Source organism: Vicinamibacterales bacterium, assembly GCA_035699745.1.
Lineage (GTDB): Bacteria > Acidobacteriota > Vicinamibacteria > Vicinamibacterales > 2-12-FULL-66-21 > JAICSD01.
Genome location: DASSPH010000010.1, coordinates 79,649 through 99,427, shown reverse-complemented (window position 1 = coordinate 99,427; position 19,779 = coordinate 79,649). Strand labels below are relative to the sequence as shown.

The following is a 19,779-nucleotide window of genomic DNA, read 5'->3' as shown; positions in this document are numbered from 1 at the left end:
CGCCTGACCACCGCCTGCCGCCGCACGCCGCGGGCCGGAACCGTCGAAATGCTACGATTCGTCCTTCCATGAACCGATTGTCCGGACCGGTGCGCTGGGGCATCGTCGGCTGCGGCGACGTCACCGAGGTGAAGAGCGGCCCCGGCTTCCAGCGGGCGGAAGGGTCGGCGCTGACCGCGGTGATGCGCCGCGACCGCGCGAAGGCCGAGGATTACGCCCGCCGCCACGGCGTCGCGCGCGCGTATGACGACGCCGGGATGCTGATCGCGGACGGCGACGTCGATGCCGTCTACATCGCCACGCCGCCCGACACGCACGAAGCGCTTGCCGTCCGCGTCGCCGCCGCCGGCAAGCCCTGTCTCGTCGAAAAGCCGATGGCGCGCAGCCACGCCGAGTGCAGGCGGATGATCGACGCCTTCGCCCGCGCCGGCGTACCCCTGTGGGTGGCGTATTACCGGCGCGCGCTTCCCCGGTTCCTGACGCTGCGCGAACTGCTGCGATCCGGCGCAATCGGCCAGGTGACGTCGGTGCACGTCCAGGTGACCGATCGCCTCGCGCGCGGCGAGGCGGCGTCGAACTGGCGGTTCGATCCGGCGCGCGCCGGCGCCGGATTGTTTTTCGACCTCGCGTCCCACTGCGTCGACCTGCTCGACTTCCTCTTCGGACCGATCGCCGACGCGTGCGGGTTTCCGCTCAACACCGGCGGCACCTACGCGGCCGAGGACGTCACGAACGCGGCGTACCGCTTCGACGCACGCCTGAGCGGCACGGGCACGTGGAACTTCAACGCCGCGGCGAAGACCGACGTTCTGGCGATCACGGGCACGGACGGGACGATCGCAGCCCCGATCTTCGCCGACACGGATCTCGTCGTCACTCGCGCCGACGGCGAGCGGCAGACGCTGCCGGTCCGCAACCCGGCGCACGTGCACCAGCCGCTGATTCAGACCATCGTCGACGAATTGCGCGGCCGCGGGCGCTGCGAGTCGACCGCGGAAAGCGGCGCGCGCGCGTCGTGGGTGATGGATCGCTGCCTGGGGCGCGCGACGCGATGAGCGCCGGAGTCCTGCCCGGGTACAGCCAGCGACTTCCCGTGCCGGCCGCGCGGGTGCGCAGCCATCGCCTGACGCCGCCCGGGTCGGCGAAGGACACGCACCACCACGTCATCTCGCTCGCCGAGGCGGGACTCACCTACCGTCCGGGGGACGCGCTCGGCGTCTGGGCGCGCAACCCGGATTCGCTCGTGGACGCCGTCCTGAACCGGCTGGAGTCGCCCGGCACCGAGCCGGTGGCGGCCGCCGGCGACACGCTGACGTTCCGCGAAGCGCTGAGCACGAAGTTCGACCTGTCGATCCCGAGCCGCCGGCTGCTCGAGGCCTGCGTCGTCCAGGGCGCGGACGCGTTCGCTCAGCTGCTGCAGAAGGGGAACGAAGAACAGCTCAAGGAGTACCTGCAGGCGGTGGACAACTCCCACGACGTGCTGGACGTGCTGAACGACGCGCCCGGGTCACGGTTCGCGGCCCAGGACTTCCTCGGCCTTCTCCGTGCGATGCAGCCGCGCCTCTATTCGATCGCGTCGAGCCAGCGGCGCCATCCCGGCGAAGCGCACCTGCTCGTGCTGACGCTGACCTATGAGGTGCGCGGCCGCCTGCGCCTCGGCGTCGGCTCCACGTTTGCGAACGAGCGGTGGCCGCTCGGCACGGCGGCGCCGGTCTACATCCAGGACGCGCAGAAGCACTTCGCACTGCCGGCGGATCCGTCGACGCCGATCATCATGATCGGGCCCGGCACCGGCGTGGCGCCGTTTCGCGCCTTCCTGGAGGAACGCGACGCCATCGCGGCGCCGGGGCGGAACTGGCTGTTCTTCGGCGAGCAGTCGCGCCGCTGGGGCTTCTACTACGAGGAGGAGTTCACCGCCTGGCAGGAGCACGGCCTGCTCCGGCTCGATCTCGCGTTCTCCCGCGATCAGCCGCAGAAGATTTACGTGCAGCATCGGATGCGGGAAGCGGCCCGCGATCTCTACGCCTGGCTCGAGGAAGGGGCGCACGTGTTCATCTGCGGCGACAAGGCGCGGATGGCGAACGACGTGCAGCGCGAACTGCTCCACGTGATCGAAACGCAAGGCGCTCGGACGCCCGAGCAGGCCGCCGAGTACCTGAGCGACATGAAGAAGGCGCGGAGGCTGAAGCTGGACGTCTACTGACGCAGCCCCGCCGGCGTCATGACGCCGCCCCGTTCAGCGTTGCACGATCAGCACGTATGTCACGATCGCGGCGAGGAGCACTGACAGCACGATGAGCGCGATCTTCGTCGTCCGCCGCCGCCGTTCCTCGGCGAGGCGCAGGTCGGCGATGTTCGCCCACAGCGCCTTCTGCAGGCGGACGGTAGTCGCGCTGCCCGCCGCCGGCGACGGCTGCTGCGGGGCGCCGGCCGGCATGGCGAGGCCCGGCCCGTCGACCGGGGCGATGAAACGGTAGCCGCGCCGGGGCACGGTCTCGATATAGAGCGGGCGTTCGGCCGAATCCCCCAACACGTCGCGGATCTGCCGGACGGCGAAATTGACGGACTGATCGAAGTCGACGAAGGTGCCGTCGGGCCAGAGCTCCGATCGGATTTCCTCCCGCCCGACGAGCGCCCCGGCGCGCCGGACCAGCAGCGCCAGCAGCTTGAACGGCTGCGGCTGAACCCGCACGCGGGCGGCGTTCCGGCGTAACTCCCCGGCGGAAAGATCCAGCTCGAATTGTCCGAAGCGGTAGGTTTCCTGACGAAGCGAGGGCATCTCGTGTGGCCGCCGGCGGTCCTCCACACGGTATCACGGCCTCAGGCGGCGCCCATACGGGGCCGCTACCCATTGAAACGAAGGAGGTTAAGCCCTCACGCCGGGCTGGGCGCTTGCTCGGCGTCCGCGCATGGCTTTCGCCGCATGCCCGCCGTATGTTCGCGCAACGTTCGTAATGGAGGAGCCCATGACCCTTGCCCAGATGCGCTGCGCCGACATCAGATCCTTTCCGCACCCTCCTTTTGGCGCGACGGCGGACCCACAGCCCGACCAGGCGGTGATCGACGCGGCGCGGAGCGATCGCTGTGTGCTGCTGACCGGGGCGCCTGCGCAGGCCAGCGCCGTCGCGCTGCGCATCCACAATCTGAGCGGCTGGCGCTGGGGGGCGTTCGTGGCGGTGGACTGCGGGAGCACCGAGGCCGTGATCGAGCGGCAGTTGTTCGACCTGCTGCGCGCCGGGCACCGATCCGGTACGCCGTCCCAGCCACGTCCGCGGTTGACCCAGGCCGGCACCGTCTTCCTCTACGAGGTCGGGAAGCTGGGCCTGTCCGCACAGATCCGGCTACGCCAGGTGCTCGAGACCTCTGAGGCGCAGCCGCGCAGCGAGCGGCTGCGGCAGCGGGTCATGGCGTCTACCTCCGAGGCGCTGCTCCGGCGAGTACTCGACGGGACGTTCGACGAGGAGCTGTTCTGCCGGCTGCACGCCATTCGCCTCGCGGTTTGACCTCACCTGATGATCTCGGGCACGGCCGGGGCCGCTGCCGGGACGGCGGAGCGGAAGTCTTCGCCCACGGCGGCGGCGATGGTTGCGGCGAATTGTGAGGTCGTGACGGTGAGGGCCTCGCGGACGCCGAGCGGGGCCACGGGTGCGCCGATCGCCGCCATCCAGGTGGTCTCGGCGGCCGGCACCTTGCGCCCGTGATCGGTCCAGTCGGCGGGTGTGGCGCCGCGGCCGTGGTCCGTGGTCAGCAACAGCGTGGTGCGGTCTCTGTACTCGGGCAACGACTGCAGCGTGTCCCACACGCGCTGCACGAAACGATCGGCGCGGAACGTGGCGTCGAGATACAGGTCGTAGCGGCCGGCGTGCGCCCACTCGTCTCCCTCCCCCAGCATGATGTAGAGGACGCGCGGCTTCGAGGTGCGGATCGCCTCGAGCGCGGCGTAGACGATCGGCGCATCGAACGGGCCGTAGCTCCAGTAGGACGGCAGATCCGTCGCGAGCTGGTTGATCGCACGCTCGCGTTCGGTACGCGGCGATGGTACGGGAGTAAAGCCCGAGCCCACCGGAATGCCGCTGCGCCCCGTGTTGAGGATCGACGGCAGCACGTCCCACGCACCAAAGGCCGCGACCCGTCCCTTGAACGCGGGCCGACCGTTCAGCCATTCGAGCACGGTGACATTGGGATTGGGAATCTTGTCGTTGCTGTCGATCCGCGAATCGGCGGTGCCGGCGAACATCTCGTTGTAGCCGGGGTACGAGAACCACAGCCCGTTGGTCACGTGCACGCGGCTCTTTCTGGCGGGATCGCCGAGGATCTGCCCCCGCGCCGCGATCGTCGTCCAGACGAATGGCATCAGTGCGACCCGCCGCTCCTCTGCCGTTGGCCGCCAGAAGCGCGTCTCGGCGGCGGGCACCTCCTCGGGCTTGCTGCGCTTGAAGTAATCGCGATCGGCGCCGCCGAACATCTCCTGCCACCGCAGGCCGTCGAGCGTGATCACGACGACGCTGCGCGCCGGAGGGGCCTGGGCGCGGCCTGCCGGGAACGAGAGGACGGTGAGCGCGAGGATGAGCACGGCACAGGTGCGTCGCATGTGCGTAAGCCTACACCGGCCGTGACGGTCTCACGGACGCTGAACGGTCACTTCGGGCGGGGGTCCGTCGTGCGCCGATCCGAGCGCGCGAACGCCCCCTCGCGCGCCAGATGGACGGCGGCCGCCAGCGACCGCGCGACGTTGCGCACTTCCTCCTGAACCGCCGTGTCGCGATCGAGCGCGTCATGGCTGGTTGCGTACGGCTCGTAGTAGCCGATGTAGCGGTCGAGCGTCGCACCGGTGGCCGGCACCAGATCCATGTCGGTGAGCCAATCGGTCAACGACCGCCGCAGCGTTTCCGCCCCTACGGCATCGCCGTGGACGACCACGCCGAACAGACGGTCCGCGAGGTGCCGCGGATAGTGCCAGCCGGCGAGCTCCAGCGCCTTCGCCAGATCCGGCTTCTTCCCGTGCGTCCTGGTCGGATCGGGGTTGCCGCCGTCCGCACAGACGAGGCGATCGATCATCAGCTTGAGCACGGACGGCGCCTGGTACCAGTACACGGGGCTGACGATCATGACGCCGTGCGCCGCGACCCACCGCGGGTAGATGTCGTTCATCCAGTCGTTCACCTGGCCCATCGCGTGGTTCGGATAGCAGGAGCAGGGCCAGTGACAGAGCGGCATCGCGGTCGAGACGCAGGCCTTGCACGGCAGGATCTGCCGTCCGTACTCCGCGGTGAGCGCGCTGAGATCGAGCACGTCGCCGCGGCAGCCTGCCTCGTCGATCTGCTCCCGCGCGAGCTGCACCAGGCGGAAGGTCTTCGACATTTCACCCGGGCAGGTCTGGTCGTGGCGGGCGGCGCCGCATACCAGCAGAATCCTGGGGCTCCGCGATCGATCGTCGTGCTCGCGCTGCGCCTCGAGAATCCGCTCGCGGGCGTCGAGCCACTCCACCGGCAGCTCGAACTCGGGGTCCGCGAACCCCGGTCCGGCCTTCCGGGTGCGTGGACTCTTGCGATACTCGTGGTAGCTGCGCCACGCGACGTCGATGACCCGCGCGAGCGCGTCCGACTCGGGCTCGAACGCCGGGTCGTGGAAGCGCTCGCGCAGCCGGCGCTCGAACTCCTCCCGGGAGAGCGTCGTGCTGCCCTGGCCCTTTCTGATCGCCGGCGTATTCACGGCAACACCTCCGGCCCCAGCGTACCCCCGAAAGTGCGAGGCAGGACCGCCGCGTTTGTAGTACCGTGCGGAGCGCCATGAGCCTCTCACGCCGTGCATTTCTCCGCGCCGGAGCGGGCGTCGCCGGGGCCGCGCTCGCTCGGCGGGAGACGCTCGCCCAGGCACCCCTCACCGCCGCCGACGTCGTGCAGCGCATCAAGGACCGCGTCGGGATCCCATGGCGCGCCCAAACCGTCGACCGCATCGTTGCCGGCAGCGGCGACACGCGCGTGCGCGGCGTCGCGACGACGATGATGGCGACGCTGGAGGTGATTCAGCGGGCGGCGGCGGCCGGGCGAAACCTGGTCATCACTCACGAGCCGACGTTCTACTCCCATCAGGACGGGACCGAGCCGTTCGCGCAGGATGCGGCGTACCGGTTCAAGGACGCGTTCCTGCGTCAGCACGACATCGCCGTCTTCCGCTTTCACGACCACTGGCACGCGATGCAGCCCGATGGCGTCGCGTTCGGCATGGCGCGCGAGCTGGGATGGGAGAAGAACCGCGTGGCGGAGAATCAGCGGGAGTTCACGTTCTCCGGCATTCCCCTGGCGCAGATCGCGGACCGGATCCGCGAGCGTCTCGGCGCCAAGACGATGCGCGTGGTCGGCGACCGGGCGATGCGCGTCAATCGCGTGGCGGCGAGCTGGGGATACTACACGTTCAATCCGGCGAATCTCGTCATCGCCCGTCCGGACGTCGACGTCTTCGTCGTCGGCGAGACGCGCGAATGGGAGACGGTCGAGTACGTCCAGGACCTCATCGCGTCCGGCAGGAAGAAGGCGCTGATCGTCATCGGCCACGTGGCCTCCGAGCAGGCGGGCATGAAGTACTGCGCCGAGTGGCTGAAAGGCTTCGTCACCGAGGTGCCGGTGGATTTCATGGCGGCGGCAGAGCCGTTCTGGAGTTCACCGGCCTAGACACCAGCCGCCCGCGCCGCCGCCGGGCTCACGCCGCACCGGACCGCGCGCGGCGGTAGTGATCCTCGTACATCGGCACGATCAGATCGACGCAGAACCGCTGCCGGACCGTGCGGACCGCTTCGGCGGTGATGCGCGCGCGAAGCGGTGCATCGGTCAGCAGGCGCCAGCCGCTCTCCGCCATGCCGTGCACGTCTCCCACGGGATGGACGAATCCGGTGCGATCGTGCTCGATCACCTCGGGGAGTCCTCCGGCGTCGGACGTCACGACCGGCACTTCACAGGCCATCGCTTCCAGCGCGGCCAGCCCGAAGCTCTCCTGCTCGGACGGCAGCAGAAAGAGATCCGCGATCGAGAGCAGCGGAATCACGTTCTCCTGCGCGCCCACGTATTGAACGCGATCGGCGACGCCGAGGTGAGCCGCCATCCGCCGCGCCAGCGCGATCTCGGGCCCGTCCCCCACCAGCAGCAGCACCGAGGGCAGCCGTGCCGCAATGCGGGCGAACACCTCGAGTACGGAGTCGATCCGCTTGACCGGGCGGAAATTCGAGACGTGCATCACGACGCGCACGTCAGGCGCGCCGTGCGTGTAGCGCGCGCGCAGCGCCGGGGCGCTGATGCGGCGATAGACGTCGCAGTCCAGGAAGTTCGGAATGACGTCGATCGGCCGGCCGATCGCCAGCTCGCGCGTCGTCGCCTCGCGCAGGCTCCGCGAGACGGCCGTCACGCCGTCCGACTGCGCGATCGAGAAGGCCACGATTTCCGAGTACGACGGATCGGCGCCGACGACCGTGATGTCAGTGCCGTGCAGCGTCGTCACCACGCGCGGAGACGCGCCCGCACCGGAGGCGGCCAGGACCTGACGGGCCAGCACCGCCGCGATCGCGTGCGGCACCGCATAGTGTGCGTGGACGATCTCGAGGTCGTGTTCGCGCGAGACGCGGACGATGGCGTTCGCCAGCGACAGCAGGTACTGCGGCTCGCGAAACAGCGGATAGCTCGGCGTGTTGACCTGGTGAAACGACAGCCCCGGATCGAACGTGCCGAGCCGAAACGGCAGATCGGCGCTGATCAGGTGCACCTCGTGCCCGCGCGTCGCGAGCGCCTTGCCCAGCTCGGTCGCGACGATGCCGCTGCCGCCCATCGAGGCGTAGCAGACGATCCCGACGTTCATGCGTCCGCATCCAGCAGTGTCTTCAGGACGATCGGGTCGCGCACCACCAGGCCTTCGGCGAAGGCCACGCCGGCGAGCGCGCCGAACTGCGCGTCGCGGCTCTCCACGAGCTGCCGGAAGCGCGGCGACGTCAGGCGCGTGCCCACCGCGTCCGCGGCCGCGGGCTGGAACTGCGAGACGTAGCAGGCGAGCGCGCGCCGCTTGCGATCGTACGCGGCGGACACGTCGATGACGAATGACGGCGCGGCGCCATCGTTGATGAAGTAGTAGCAGACGCGGCCAGGCTTCCAGGCTTCGGTCGAGGCGTCGTACCGCCGCAGGCCGCTGTTGAACGCCGCCTCGGTCAGCACGCCGCTGGCGGCGACGTGATCGGGGTGCCGATCCGACCAGTATGGAATCGCGACGATCCGCGGCCGCGCCTGGCGGATGAGCGCGGCAGCGGAGCGGACGTGTTCGGGCCCGCCGATGGCGCGGTCGGGCCAGCGGAGATTGACGCGCCACGCCGCGCCGAGCACCGACCGGGCGGCGTCCGCCTCGGCGAGACGCTCCTCGATCGTGCCGTTGCTGCCCATCTCGCCCGCGGTGAGGTCGCAGAGCCCGACCCCGAATCCCAGATCGACGTGCCGGGCGACGCACCCGCCAAGGCCGATTTCGATGTCGTCGGGATGCGGACCGAAGACGAGCAGATCGACTGACGTCACCAGTCCATCATAGCCGCCCGATCCTCGATCCTCGACCCTCGCCTACTCGTGCCTCAGGGCCGCCAGCGGATCGATGGTCGCGGCCCGGCGCGCGGGCAGCCAGGCCGCAGCCATGGCGGTGAGCGCCAGCGCGGCCGCCGCGGCGGCAAAGACTTCCGGTTGCGTGGGTGTGAGATCGTACAGCAGCGAGCGTGCGACGCCAGCCGTCATCGCGGCGGCGACCGATCCGAGCGCCACGCCCGCCGCCACCATCATCGCGACGTCACGCAGCACCAGTGCGAGCAGCGATCCACGCCCGGCGCCGAGCGCCACGCGGATGCCGAGTTCGTTCGTCCGGCGCGCCACCTGGAAGGCCAGCAGCCCGAACATGCCCAGGGCGGCGACGAGCATCGCCAGCGCGCCGAACGCACCGCCAAGGGTCGCCATCGTGCGCTCGGCGCCGATCGACTGCTCGATCAAGACGGCATACGGTCGCACCCGCTGGACCCGCAGCGCCGGATCAGCCTCGCGGACGGCCCGCGCAAGACCGGCGACGAGCGCCTGCGGATCGCCCGACGCCGCGCGCACGAGATAGTGGTAGCCCGACGGCTGCGCCGTCCCGGGCCGTTGCGTCTGCGGAACGTACAGCGTCTTGATCGTCCTGTCGCGAAGGCTCCGGTACTTCGTATTGCCGGCCACGCCGACGATCTCGTACGTGACGCCGGCATTCGTGACATGCCGGCCGAGCGCCTCGCGGGAGCCGAAGAAATAACGCGCGAAGCTCTCGTTGACGATCGCGACCCTGGGCGAGGCGGCGGTGTCCCGAGTGTCGAAGTCGCGGCCGGCAAGCAGCGGCGTACCGATCGCCTTGAAGTAATTCGGCGCGATGACGTTGAAACTCGCGGCATCGGGTTCATCGTCCCGGAATCGATACCCCTCGACCTGCACGGTCCTCTCCCAGAGAGAGCCGGTCACCGGCAGAACCGCCGTCGCGCTGACGGCGCTGACGCCCGGCATCGCCGCGAGACGCTCGATCAGAGCGTTCGCGACCGCCTGGATCCTGTCCGGCGGATACGGCTGCGGACTCCTGACCCCGACGACGAGCACGCCGCCGGCGTCGAACCCGCGGTCCACGGCGTGCAGCTTCACGAGAGTGCCGATGAACAGCGCGGCTCCGACCAGCAGCACCATGGAGATGGCGAGTTGCGCGACCACCAGCGCCTGACCCAGGCGCGCGGTGCCGCCCGCGCGGACCTGCTTGAGTGCCGGCGTGAGACCGCGCACGGCGTGCAGCGCCGGGGCCAGTCCGGCAAGGACGCAGGACACCGCCGCGACGGCGCCGGTAAAGGCCACGACCCGCCAGTCCGGCGCCACCGACGTCACGGCGTCGCGGCCGTTGAGGAACAACGCGAACAGCTGCGCGGCGAGCCACCCCGCCATCAGCAGTCCGACGCTCCCTCCGAGCGCCGCGAGCACGACACTCTCGGCAAGGAACTGCCGTACGAGGCGGCCGCGTCCGGCCCCGATCGCCAGGCGTATCGCAATTTCGCGCTGCCGGGCCGCCGCCCGCGCGAGCAGCAGCCCGGAGAGGTTCACACACGCGAGCAACAGCACGAGCCCGACGCTGCCCATGAGAATGAGCAGCGACCGCTCGTGGTCGTACCGAAAGGGGTTGAACCCGTCCGGCGCGGCCCTCGCGCCGGCGCGCTGCCGCAGGATCGACGGGCGATCCCTCTCCCGCTGCTGAGACGCAGACAACTGGACGAATGCGCCGAACAGCGCCTGCACCTCGGCGTCGATTCGGGCGACTGTGGCTCCGGGCCGCGGGCGCGCCATGACCGTGACGGTGTTGTAGCCCATCAACCGCCGCTGGTCATCGGCCAGCGCCAGCTGCAGCGGCAGCACCAGATCGGGCGTCCGGTCGGGCTGCAGGCTCCTGAACGACGGGGGCATCACGCCGACGATGGTGAAGACGCGGTCGCGGATCGTGACCGCTGTGCCGATCGCGTCTGGACCGCGGCCGAAGCGGCGCCGCCAGAAGCGATCGCTGATGACTGCCGCCGCCGGTTCGGCCGCAATCACATCGTCGGCCGGTGAGAGCAGGCGGCCCGCCGCCGGCTGGACGCCGAGGACGTCGAAGTACGTTCCGGACACCATGTCAGCGTCGAGGAGATCGTCCTGGCCGTCGATGATGGCCGTCGCAGAAAGTGTCCCCAGAGCGGTAATGGCCGATACCGACTCGAGCCTGTCGCGCAGCATCTCGAAAAACGGGTACGGCACCAGAAGCGGCCGGCCATCATCGCCGATGCGCGAGATCAGCACGAGACGGTCCGGGTCCGCCACGGGCAGCGCCCGTAGCATGACTGCGTTGATCAGGGAGAAGATCGCCGCGTTGGCGCCGATGCCCAAGGCGAGGGAGAGCACGGCGACGGCGGCGAACATCGGACTCCGCCGGAGTGTGCGGACCGCGTAGCGGATGTCCTGGGCGAAATCCGCGATCCAGCGTCCACGCACGTCGCGGACCTGCTCCTCGAGATGTGCGACGTTGCCGAACTCGCGGAAGGCCCGCCGCTCGGCGGCCTCGCGATCCATTCCGGCGGCGATGAAGTCCTCGACCAGGCGATCGCGGTGGTAGCGCAGCTCGTCCTCGACGCGCGGATTCTCCCGGCGGAACCAGGTCATGGTGTTACTCCGTATCGAGCACGGCCGTGACGGCCGTGGAGAGCCGCATCCAGTTGGCGCGCTGATCCTCGAGCTGCCGGCGGCCTTCCTTGGTGAGGGTGTAGAACCGCGCCTCGCGGCCGGTCTCGGAGGCGGCCCACTCGGCCCGCACCCATCTGCGTTTCTCGAGCCGATGCAGGGCCGGATACAGCGAGCCCTGCTGCACCTGCAGCACGTCCCGGGAGATCTGCTGCAGCCGCTGGGCGATCGCGTAGCCATGCACGGGCCCGAGGGCGACGATCTTGAGGATCAGGACGTCGAGCGTGCCCTGGAGGAGATCGGATTTCGGGGAGTCACCGGGCATGCTATGGCAATCTACATATAGATATGTAGATTGTCAAGGTGTGGTGGTGCTGCCGGCTGCCGGTTACCGGTTACCGGTTACCGGCTACCGGCTACCGGCTACCGGCTACCGGCTACCGGTTACCGGTTACCGGCTGACGGCTGACGGCTGCCGGCTGCCGGCTGCCGGCTGCCGGCTGCCGGAGTCTGCCTGGCGACCGCTGCGCGTAAAGTAAAAAGGGCCGCGCGGTGTGAACCGCGCGGCCCTGCAGCTGCAAAGCTGGAGGCTGGAAACTGCTCTATTCCGCCTTCTTGTGCACCACGTCCTGCACCGGCTTCTTGCTGCCGCCGAGGCCGGCGATCTTGATCGTCGGCTGCTCCTTCAGCACGTGCTGGCGGTACAGCTCCGCCATCTTCTCGTCTTCCGGCGCGAAGGCGCCCGGCTGCTGCTTCTTGGCGCGGAGCTTCTCCTCGCGCGCGTTCTTGGCGATGCCCAGCTCGTCGAGGTCCTTCTGCTTGCCGGCCGCCACCGCCTCCGGATCCAGCACCAGCGTGTGCTCCGCGCTCGACAGCTCGACCTTCTTGCCGCCGGCATAGATCTGGTGCCGGCCGTGCTCCTCGTACCACTTGGTCAGCGTCGCGGTCATGTGCATCTTCTCGATGATGTTCCGCCAGCCGATGCCGGTGTTGTACGCGCAGAAGCTGATCTCCCCTTCCTGCGTCGCATACGGAATGATGCAGCGCTCCGTGCGCCGGAAGTCGTAGTTGAAGAGATCCTGGAACCACATGCCGGCGATGAACAGGAAGTTCCAGCGATCGCCGCGCCGCTTCTCCTGGTCCTCGATCGTGCGCTCCCCGCCGACGCGGCCGTAGGCGCCGGTGTGCGCCTTCTTGGTCGCGCCGAACGTCTTGTCGAACTTCTTCATCAGGTCGGTCAGCTTGAAGTGCGTCGGCGACTGGAACGGGTCGTAGTTGCGCGCCAGGGCCAGCGCCATGCCGAGCACCGACAGCGTGCGGCCGCGCGCCGCGTCGTTCACCCGCTGCAGGTCCCTGGCCAGCTGATCGGCATGCAGGAACTTGGTGACCGGGACGGCCTCCTTGGTTTCCTTGTCGATCATCACCGCCATGCCGATGCCGCAGTTCGGGTGGCAGCCGCACGTGAGATTGCCCCACTCGGCGCTCGGGCCGTGCACCAGGTCCGCCCAGTCGGTGAAGGTGCCCATGAACGAGATCGGGAACCAGTCGCGCACCGGCTCGCCGAGCCCGGTCTGGTTCTTCACGTCGTGCGCCAGATGCGACAGCGTGTAGCGCTGCGCCGCGCGGCGCTCCGGCGTCACTTCCTCGTCGCGGCCGGTGAACGACACCGGCTGGAACGACAGGAAGTTGATCTTCTTCGGGTTGTCGAGCGCGAACTGAATCACGCGGCCGACCTGCTCGTTGTTGATCCCGTTGACGATGGTGATGACCGGGACGATGTCGACGCCGGCCGACCAGAGGTTCTCGATCGCGCGCAGCTTGACGTCGAACAGGTTGCCGACGAGACGATGCGAGTTGGCGGCGTTGCCGATGCCGTCGAACTGCAGGTAGGCGTAGCGCAGCCCGGCTTCGAACGCCGCCCTCGCGAACTCCTTGCTCTTGGCGAACTCGATGCCGTTGGTCGCCGCCTGCACCGAGTTGTAGCCGACCTTCTTCGCGTAGCGCACCGCGTCGAGGAAGTAGGGCGACATCGTCGGCTCGCCGCCCGAGAACTGGACCGACATCTGCCGCTTCGGCTTCAGCGTGATGGCGTTGTCCAGCATCGTCTTGATCTCGTCCCACGACAGCTCGTGGACGAAGCCGACCTGGTTGGCGTCCATGAAGCACGGGTCGCACATCATGTTGCAGCGGTTGGTCAGGTCGATGGTGAGGACCGAGCCGCGGCCGTACTTGATCGTCGAGCTGCCGTGGTTGTGCAGCTTCTCGTCGTTGTGCGAGCGGATGTCGCTGCCCGGGAACGACTCTTCGAGATGCTTGAAGAACGCCGGATCGATCGCCATGACGTCTTCGAAGTGCCCGTGGATCGGGCAGTCCTTCATCATCACGATCTTGCCGTCCTTCTCGGTGATGACGGCCTTGATCTCGCCCACCTTCTCGTTGAGGAGGATCTTGTAGTCCTGCTTGCCGTCGACGATCGCCTGCCGCGCCTCGCGGACGCAGTTCGGACAGAGCGAGTCGGTCTCACGCGGCCAGCCGAGCGGCGGCTTCACCTTCTGCCACGACTTCTGCAGCGGGAGCTCGGACCACTTGGGGGTGAACGCGGGATTCGGCTTGATGCTGTTGAGGGCATCGAACGCGGCCCAGGCGCCCTTCGCCGCCACGGTCAAACCCTTCTCCACGTACTTGATAGGCTTGTGCATGTCCGTAGATTAGCGCTAAGTACTTCTGTAAAAAGGACATTCCAGTGAAGTGGCACTTTCCGGGGGTGAACGGGCGCGCGCCGGCCCGGATGGGCCACGCGATCTCAAAACTGTCGAGCCGCGACGCCACGCGGCCTGCGGTCTGAGGGTTTTTCCCGCCGCCGGAACCGGCGCCCCTGCCGCCGCCGTATTGACGGGGTAGATTTCAACGTGATATCACTTTGACATCGAGGAGGGCCGCGATCATGATTCGCGAACGTCAATACGAAGGGATGCCCGGCGTCCCGGTGCTGCTGATCCTGCTGGTCTTGTCCGCGCTCGCCATCTACGGCCTGGTCGCCGGCGTCCGCGAGGACAGCGGCACGCTGGTGCTCGGCGACGTCGCCGCCCTGGTGGTGCTCGCCGGGCTCATGGCCGGCCTGTTCGTGGTCAATCCGAACGAGGCGCGCGTGCTGCAGCTGTTCGGCGACTACGCCGGCACGGCGCGGCGGCCCGGGCTGCGCTGGGCCAATCCGTTCCTCACCAAGAAGCGCGTCTCCATGCGCGTGCGCAACTTCGAGAGCTCGCGGCTCAAGGTCAACGACAACGAGGGCAATCCGATCGAGATCGCGGCGGTCGTCGTCTGGCAGGTCGTCGACAGCGCCGAGGCGGTGTTCGAAGTGGACGACTACAACAACTACGTCAAGGTGCAGAGCGAGGCGGCGCTGCGCAATCTCGCCACCAGCTACACCTACGACTCGCACGACGACGAGCGGATCTCGCTGCGCGGACACACCGCCAGCGTCGCCGAGCACCTCAAGAAGGAGATCCAGGACCGCCTGGCGCGCGCCGGCGTGCAGGTCATCGAAGCACGGATCAGCCATCTCGCGTACGCGCCGGAAATCGCCGCCTCGATGCTGCAGCGGCAGCAGGCCGGCGCGATCATCGCCGCGCGGCAGCGCATCGTCGAAGGGGCCGTCGGCATGGTGGAGATGGCGCTCGACATGCTCTCGCAGCGCGAGATCGTCACGCTGGACAACGAACGGAAGGCGGCGATGGTCAGCAACCTGCTCGTCGTGCTCTGCGGCGAGCGCTCGACCCAGCCGGTCATCAACGCCGGAACGATCTATCAATAAGCGCCGGTGGCCGAGCGCAAGCCCTTTCTCCTCCGGATCGATCGCGACATCCTCGACGCCGTTCAGCGCTGGGCGGATGACGATCTGCGCAGCCTGAACGGCCAGATCGAGTTCCTGTTGCGCAAGGCGCTCAAGGACGGCAAGCGGTCAGGCGGGCCGCCGGGCGGTTCGCAGCCACCAGAGGACGCGAAATCCAAGTAGGACCGCGAGCAGCGCCGTATAGACGACGGGATCGCCGGTGAAGACTTTCACCTTCAGCGCGAAGTGGATGACCACGCAGATCGCCGCCGCATAGACCAGCCGGTGCACCTGCGACCAGCGCTTCCCCAGCCGCCGGATCCACCCCCGGGTCGATGTCACCGCCAGGGGCAGCATCAGCAGAAACGCCGTGAACCCGAACGCGATGAACGGCCGCTTGGCCACGTCCGCCGCCATCGCCGCCAGCGCGAACCCCAGATCGAACGACCAGTACGCCAGCAGGTGCAGGGTGGCGTAGAAGAACGCGAACAGGCCGAGCATGCGCCGGAACTTGATCGCCGGATTCCAGCCGGTGAGCCGGCGCACCGGCGTGACGGCGAGGCTGAGGAACAGGAACTTCAGCGCCCAGCGGCCGGTTTCGAGCTGCACGGTCTCGGCGGGATTGACGCCGAGATTGCCGGCGAGCATGCCGCGGATCAGCAGTCCGGCCGGCACGAGCGCGGCGCTGAAGACGATGACCTTCGCGAGCCTGATCAATCAGTAGAACTTGCGAAGATCCATCCCGGCGTACAGCGACTGGACCTGATCGGCGTAGCCGTTGAAAATCAGCGTCTTCGTGGTCTTGAAGTAGCTCGGGATGCGGCGTTCGGTCGCCTGGCTCCATCGCGGATGATCGACGGCCGGATTGACGTTCGAGTAGAAGCCGTACTCGCCCGGATTGGCGTCGTTCCAGGCCGTCCGCGGCATCTTGTCGACGAACTTGATCTTGACGATCGACTTGACGTTCTTGAAGCCGTACTTCCACGGCACCACGAGGCGGATCGGCGCGCCGTTCTGGTTCATCAGCGTCCGGCCATAGAGGCCGACGGCGAGCAGCGTCAGCGGGTGCATGGCCTCGTCGAGACGCAGGCCTTCGGTATACGGCCAGTTGAGGCCGCCCTCGCGCAGCCCCGGCATCTCGTTGCGGCGCAGCACCGTCTGCATCTCGACGAACGTGGCCTTCGGCTGCGGCTCGGCGCGCTTGATGACGGCGGCGAACGGGATGCCGACCCAGGGGATCACCATCGACCAGGCCTCGACGCAGCGGAAGCGATAGATGCGCTCCTCGAGATCCGCGGTCTTGATCAGGTCCTCGAGCGCATAGGTGCCCGGCTTGTTGCACAGGCCTTCGATCGAGACCGTCCAGGGGGAGGTCTTCAACTGACCGGCGTACTTCGCCGGATCCCCCTTGCCGGTGCCGAACTCGTAATAGTTGTTGTAGCCGGTGATCTCTTCGAACTTGTTGAGCGGCTCGGTGGTGGTCACCATCCGCTTGGCGATGTTGGGGATGGGCGTCTGGGCGGCGGGATCGGCGCCGACCACGCCGATGGCGGCATCGAGCGAACTATTGCCGCAGGCCACGACGGCGGCGCCCGCCGCCGCCCCGGCCAGGCCGGCGCCAAGCTGCAGGAACTCGCGGCGGCGGAGGTAGATCCGCTCGTCGGTCACGTCGGAATACTTCAGATCTGCCGCCTTCTTGATCAACATCGCTGGCCTCTGCCCTATTAAACACCCGATCCCGGCCGGGCATTCCAGCGCGGCACGGAGAGCCAGATACAATGAACAGGATGTCCGTCCCCGCGACCGATCCGCGCTGGCCCAAGGTGCTTTCCCTCTCCGTGCACGAGTTCCGCACGCCGATGACGGTGGTTGCCGGCTACATCCGCATGCTGTTGAAGGAGCGCGCCGGCCCGCTGAGCGACCAGCAGCGGAAGCTGCTCGAAGAGGCTGAAAAGTCGTGCGCGCGGCTGTCCGCGCTGCTCGCCGAGGTGAGCGAACTGTCGAATCTCGAAGCCGGAACCGCGCCGCTCAACAAGGGGCCGGTGGAGATCAACGCCCTGCTCGCCGATGCGGTGAAGAGCCTGCCGCCGCTGCCCGACCGCGACGTGCCCGTGACGCTCGACCTGCCCGGCGAGCCGTTTCAGTTCGAAGGTGACGCGGTTCGACTGACCCAGGCCTTCACCTCGATCGTCGCGGCGCTCCGCCGCGAGCTCATCGGCGAGGATCCGCTCGTCGTCCGCGGCCGCCGGTCCGGCGGCGCATACGAACTGCTGGTCGGCGATCCCGCCACGATCGACGCGCTCGGGGCCGAAGCGCCCGACGCACGCGGCGTGTTCGACGAATGGCGGGGCGGCGTCGGCCTCACGCTCGCGGTCGCGCGCCGGGTCCTCAACGCGCATGGCGCGACGATCGCCGCCGCGCCGGACGGACGCAAATCCGGCGCGCGCATACTGTTGAGCCACGCCTGAATTCCGTAACCGGATCGTTCTCTTCCTGAACATCGCGGTGCGCGCCTGATCGCGCTCGCGCAGAATTCCTCGCGAATTTCCATCGCCGGTCCGGCAGCGGATCTGCTACACTCCCGGCGCGCGCACCACCGCGCTCACTCACAACACTTCTAACCTTCGGGCCGGGAACACGCTGATGAAGCGTTCGAACCGGCGGCGCGTGTACGCGTCCGCCCTGATGTTCCTTGCCGCGAGCGCGCACGCTGTTTCTGCCAGCGGCGCGGACGCGGTCGTCAAAGTCGGTCTCTGGAACGTGCGCGCCGGCAAGGGCATCGCCGCGCTGCCCGGCCACGCGGCGCCGTACACCGACTCCACCAACTGCACCGATCCCTCGCAGCCCTTGAACGCCTGGGGCGCCGGCGCGGTGCAGGCCGAGCTGACGCGCGCGCTGGGCGACCCGTCGGTCGTCGCGCTCGCCCTCAACGAAGCATGGGGCACCGTCTGCGCGTCCCCCGAAAGCGTCCGCAAGGCGCTCGGCTGGACGTCGGCGACGCGCGAACAGAACGGCGTCGCGATCGTGTCCCGCTACGGCTTCGCCGGCGCCGAACAATGGCTGCAGCTCGATACCACGCAGAATCTGATGCCGACCGACACCATGTGGGTGGTGCGCGCGCCGGTCTGCCTCGACGCGGCGTGCACGCAGTCCATGCAGGTCTACGCGGCGCACTGGTACGGCAGCGGCACGTCGGCGGACGCGGTCTTCAACAAACAGGCCCAGCAGACCGCGCAGTTCCTCACCTCGACCTCCGCCGGGCAGCCGCACGTGTTCGTCGGCGATCTGAACGTGTGGGAAGGATCGGCGATGGTCTGCAGCCAGACGCCGAACAACACCGCGCTGGGCGCGCTGCGCAGCGCCGGCTACGTCGACGCCTGGCCGTCGGTGAACGGATCGGTGGAGGGGTACACCGGCATGGTGAACCGTGCCGGGTGCGGCAATCCCGAGGGCTACCCGTTCAAGCGCATCGACTACGCCTGGACGCCGGCGTACTTTCCGGCACTCGCGATGACGCGGTTCGGCAAGGTCCCTCCCGGCGATGCGGCCCCGTCCGATCACTTCGGCGTCCTGGTCACGGTGCCGTACCCCGGAACGCCCGCGCCGCCGCCGGCGCCCTCTCCCTTGCCGACGCCGATCGTGTCGAACGCCGACAACATCGTGCTGCACGCCAAGAACGCGTCGGTGGTCGGCAGCGCGTGGACGATCGTGGCGGATGCCTCCGCCGCCGGCGGCGCCCGCGTCGCGAACCCGGATGCCGGGGCGGCGAAGCTCACCACCGCGGCCGCCGCACCCGCGAGCTACTTCGAGCTGCCGTTCACCGCCCAGACCGGCCGCGCCTATCGCCTGTGGATCCGCGGACGCGCGCAGAACGATGCGTGGACCAATGACTCCACCTTCGTGCAGTTCAGCGGCAGCCTCGGTGCCGACGGGCTGCCGGCGTTCCGCATCGGCACGACCTCGGCGTCCGTCGTCAGCGTCGAAGAAGGATCCGGCGCCGGACTGGCGGGCTGGGGCTGGCAGGACAACGGATACGGCATCGCGGTTCTCGGCCCGGTGATCTATTTCGACGCGCCGGCCCAGCGCCTGCGCGTGCAGGTCCGCGAGGACGGCATGTCGATCGATCAGATCGTGCTGTCGCCGGTGCAGTTCTTCACGGCCGCGCCCGGCGCCGGCAAGAACGACGCGACGATCTACGCGGAAGTGAACGCCGGCGCGCCGGCACCGGCGCCGGCGCCTCCCCCGCCGGCGTCGACGGGCGCCGTGACCTGGACGCAACTCGTGAACGCGTCGAGTAACGGCGCGGAGCTGTGGAAGGTGCGCGGGTGCGCCGATTGTCCCGACGCGGGCGCGGTGAGCACCCAGGCCGTCGCCGACGCCACGTTCAGGTTCACCGTCAGCAGCGGCTACCGCCTCGTCGTCGGGCTCGGCCGCGATGCGGGCACGAACACCGGCTACGCGATCGACTACGCCTTCAGCTTCAGCGACAGGGGCGGATTCGAGATCCGCGAAGGAGGGACGTACCGGCGCGAAGGCACGTTCACCGCCTCGGACGTGTTCGGGATCTCGGTGTTCGGCGGCGTGGTGAAGTACTACCGCAACGGCACGCTCGTGTATACGAGCGGCGTCGCCGCGGCCTCGCCGCTCGTCGCCGACACCAGTCTGTTGTCGCTGGGCGCGGGCGTGACCAGCGCGTCCATCGTCAAGTAGCTGAGCTTCGGT

Annotated in this window: 18 protein-coding genes; 8 read left to right on the top strand and 10 right to left on the bottom strand. The window is 68.6% G+C overall.

Features of this window, described 5'->3' with window-relative positions; genetic code table 11:
• Positions 1–68: 68 nt before the first annotated feature.
• On the top strand, positions 69–1,055 hold the full coding sequence (locus tag VFK57_01355; GenBank protein ID HET7694326.1) for a Gfo/Idh/MocA family oxidoreductase: 987 nt from the start codon (positions 69–71) through the stop codon (positions 1,053–1,055).
• On the top strand, positions 1,052–2,203 hold the full coding sequence (locus VFK57_01350) for a hypothetical protein (protein HET7694325.1): 1,152 nt from the start codon (positions 1,052–1,054) through the stop codon (positions 2,201–2,203). Before VFK57_01355 ends, VFK57_01350 begins: the two co-directional genes overlap by 4 nt.
• A gap of 33 nt (positions 2,204–2,236) precedes the next feature.
• Here the strand turns inward: VFK57_01350 and VFK57_01345 are convergent, their stop codons facing one another.
• Positions 2,237–2,779, bottom strand: a complete 543-nt coding sequence (locus tag VFK57_01345) for a winged helix-turn-helix domain-containing protein (GenBank protein HET7694324.1) — start codon at positions 2,777–2,779, stop codon at positions 2,237–2,239.
• Positions 2,780–2,966: 187 nt separating this feature from the next.
• Here VFK57_01345 and VFK57_01340 point away from each other — a divergent pair, with 187 nt between their 5' ends.
• Positions 2,967–3,503, top strand: a complete 537-nt coding sequence (locus VFK57_01340; GenBank protein ID HET7694323.1) for a sigma 54-interacting transcriptional regulator — start codon at positions 2,967–2,969, stop codon at positions 3,501–3,503.
• Positions 3,504–3,505: 2 nt separating this feature from the next.
• Here the strand turns inward: VFK57_01340 and VFK57_01335 are convergent, their stop codons facing one another.
• On the bottom strand, positions 3,506–4,591 hold the full coding sequence (locus VFK57_01335; protein HET7694322.1) for a hypothetical protein: 1,086 nt from the start codon (positions 4,589–4,591) through the stop codon (positions 3,506–3,508).
• Between the two features lie 47 nt (positions 4,592–4,638).
• Positions 4,639–5,712 carry an NAD(P)H-dependent oxidoreductase gene (locus VFK57_01330; protein ID HET7694321.1) on the bottom strand — a complete coding sequence of 358 codons (1,074 nt, stop codon included), beginning with the start codon at positions 5,710–5,712 and terminating at the stop codon, positions 4,639–4,641.
• Between the two features lie 77 nt (positions 5,713–5,789).
• On the opposite strand from VFK57_01330, the gene VFK57_01325 reads away from it, so the two are divergent.
• Complete coding sequence (locus tag VFK57_01325; protein HET7694320.1) at positions 5,790–6,671, top strand: Nif3-like dinuclear metal center hexameric protein; 882 nt, start codon at positions 5,790–5,792, stop codon at positions 6,669–6,671.
• A 28-nt stretch (positions 6,672–6,699) separates the two neighbouring features.
• Here VFK57_01325 and bshA read toward each other — a convergent pair whose 3' ends face one another.
• From bshA to VFK57_01300, 5 genes are all read right to left on the bottom strand, one after another.
• Entirely contained in the window at positions 6,700–7,845 is a 1,146-nt protein-coding gene (gene bshA, locus VFK57_01320) for an N-acetyl-alpha-D-glucosaminyl L-malate synthase BshA (protein HET7694319.1), read from the bottom strand.
• Positions 7,842–8,546 carry a bacillithiol biosynthesis deacetylase BshB1 gene (bshB1, locus tag VFK57_01315; protein ID HET7694318.1) on the bottom strand — a complete coding sequence of 235 codons (705 nt, stop codon included), beginning with the start codon at positions 8,544–8,546 and terminating at the stop codon, positions 7,842–7,844. Before bshB1 ends, bshA begins: the two co-directional genes overlap by 4 nt.
• A 42-nt stretch (positions 8,547–8,588) precedes the next feature.
• On the bottom strand, positions 8,589–11,207 hold the full coding sequence (locus tag VFK57_01310) for an ABC transporter permease (protein ID HET7694317.1): 2,619 nt from the start codon (positions 11,205–11,207) through the stop codon (positions 8,589–8,591).
• 4 nt (positions 11,208–11,211) lie between these two features.
• Positions 11,212–11,550: a PadR family transcriptional regulator gene (locus tag VFK57_01305; GenBank protein ID HET7694316.1), complete on the bottom strand. Its 339-nt coding sequence runs from the start codon at positions 11,548–11,550 to the stop codon at positions 11,212–11,214.
• A 277-nt stretch (positions 11,551–11,827) separates the two neighbouring features.
• Positions 11,828–13,924 carry a radical SAM protein gene (locus VFK57_01300; GenBank protein ID HET7694315.1) on the bottom strand — a complete coding sequence of 699 codons (2,097 nt, stop codon included), beginning with the start codon at positions 13,922–13,924 and terminating at the stop codon, positions 11,828–11,830.
• A gap of 245 nt (positions 13,925–14,169) precedes the next feature.
• On the opposite strand from VFK57_01300, the gene VFK57_01295 reads away from it, so the two are divergent.
• Both VFK57_01295 and VFK57_01290 read left to right on the top strand, forming a co-directional pair.
• Positions 14,170–15,039, top strand: a complete 870-nt coding sequence (locus tag VFK57_01295) for an SPFH domain-containing protein (protein ID HET7694314.1) — start codon at positions 14,170–14,172, stop codon at positions 15,037–15,039.
• A gap of 6 nt (positions 15,040–15,045) precedes the next feature.
• A complete protein-coding gene (locus VFK57_01290) occupies positions 15,046–15,240 on the top strand; it encodes a hypothetical protein (GenBank protein ID HET7694313.1) in 195 nt (64 codons plus the stop codon).
• On the opposite strand, the gene VFK57_01285 is transcribed toward VFK57_01290, so the two are convergent.
• Together VFK57_01285 and msrP are read right to left on the bottom strand one after the other, a co-directional pair.
• On the bottom strand, positions 15,187–15,774 hold the full coding sequence (locus VFK57_01285; protein ID HET7694312.1) for a protein-methionine-sulfoxide reductase heme-binding subunit MsrQ: 588 nt from the start codon (positions 15,772–15,774) through the stop codon (positions 15,187–15,189). The genes VFK57_01290 and VFK57_01285 overlap by 54 nt on opposite strands.
• Complete coding sequence (msrP, locus tag VFK57_01280; protein ID HET7694311.1) at positions 15,775–16,764, bottom strand: protein-methionine-sulfoxide reductase catalytic subunit MsrP; 990 nt, start codon at positions 16,762–16,764, stop codon at positions 15,775–15,777. It abuts the gene before it with no gap.
• 80 nt (positions 16,765–16,844) lie between these two features.
• Here msrP and VFK57_01275 point away from each other — a divergent pair, with 80 nt between their 5' ends.
• Positions 16,845–17,525: a HAMP domain-containing sensor histidine kinase gene (locus VFK57_01275; GenBank protein ID HET7694310.1), complete on the top strand. Its 681-nt coding sequence runs from the start codon at positions 16,845–16,847 to the stop codon at positions 17,523–17,525.
• Between the two features lie 175 nt (positions 17,526–17,700).
• A complete protein-coding gene (locus tag VFK57_01270; protein ID HET7694309.1) occupies positions 17,701–19,767 on the top strand; it encodes an endonuclease/exonuclease/phosphatase family protein in 2,067 nt (688 codons plus the stop codon).
• Positions 19,768–19,779 lie beyond the last annotated feature (12 nt).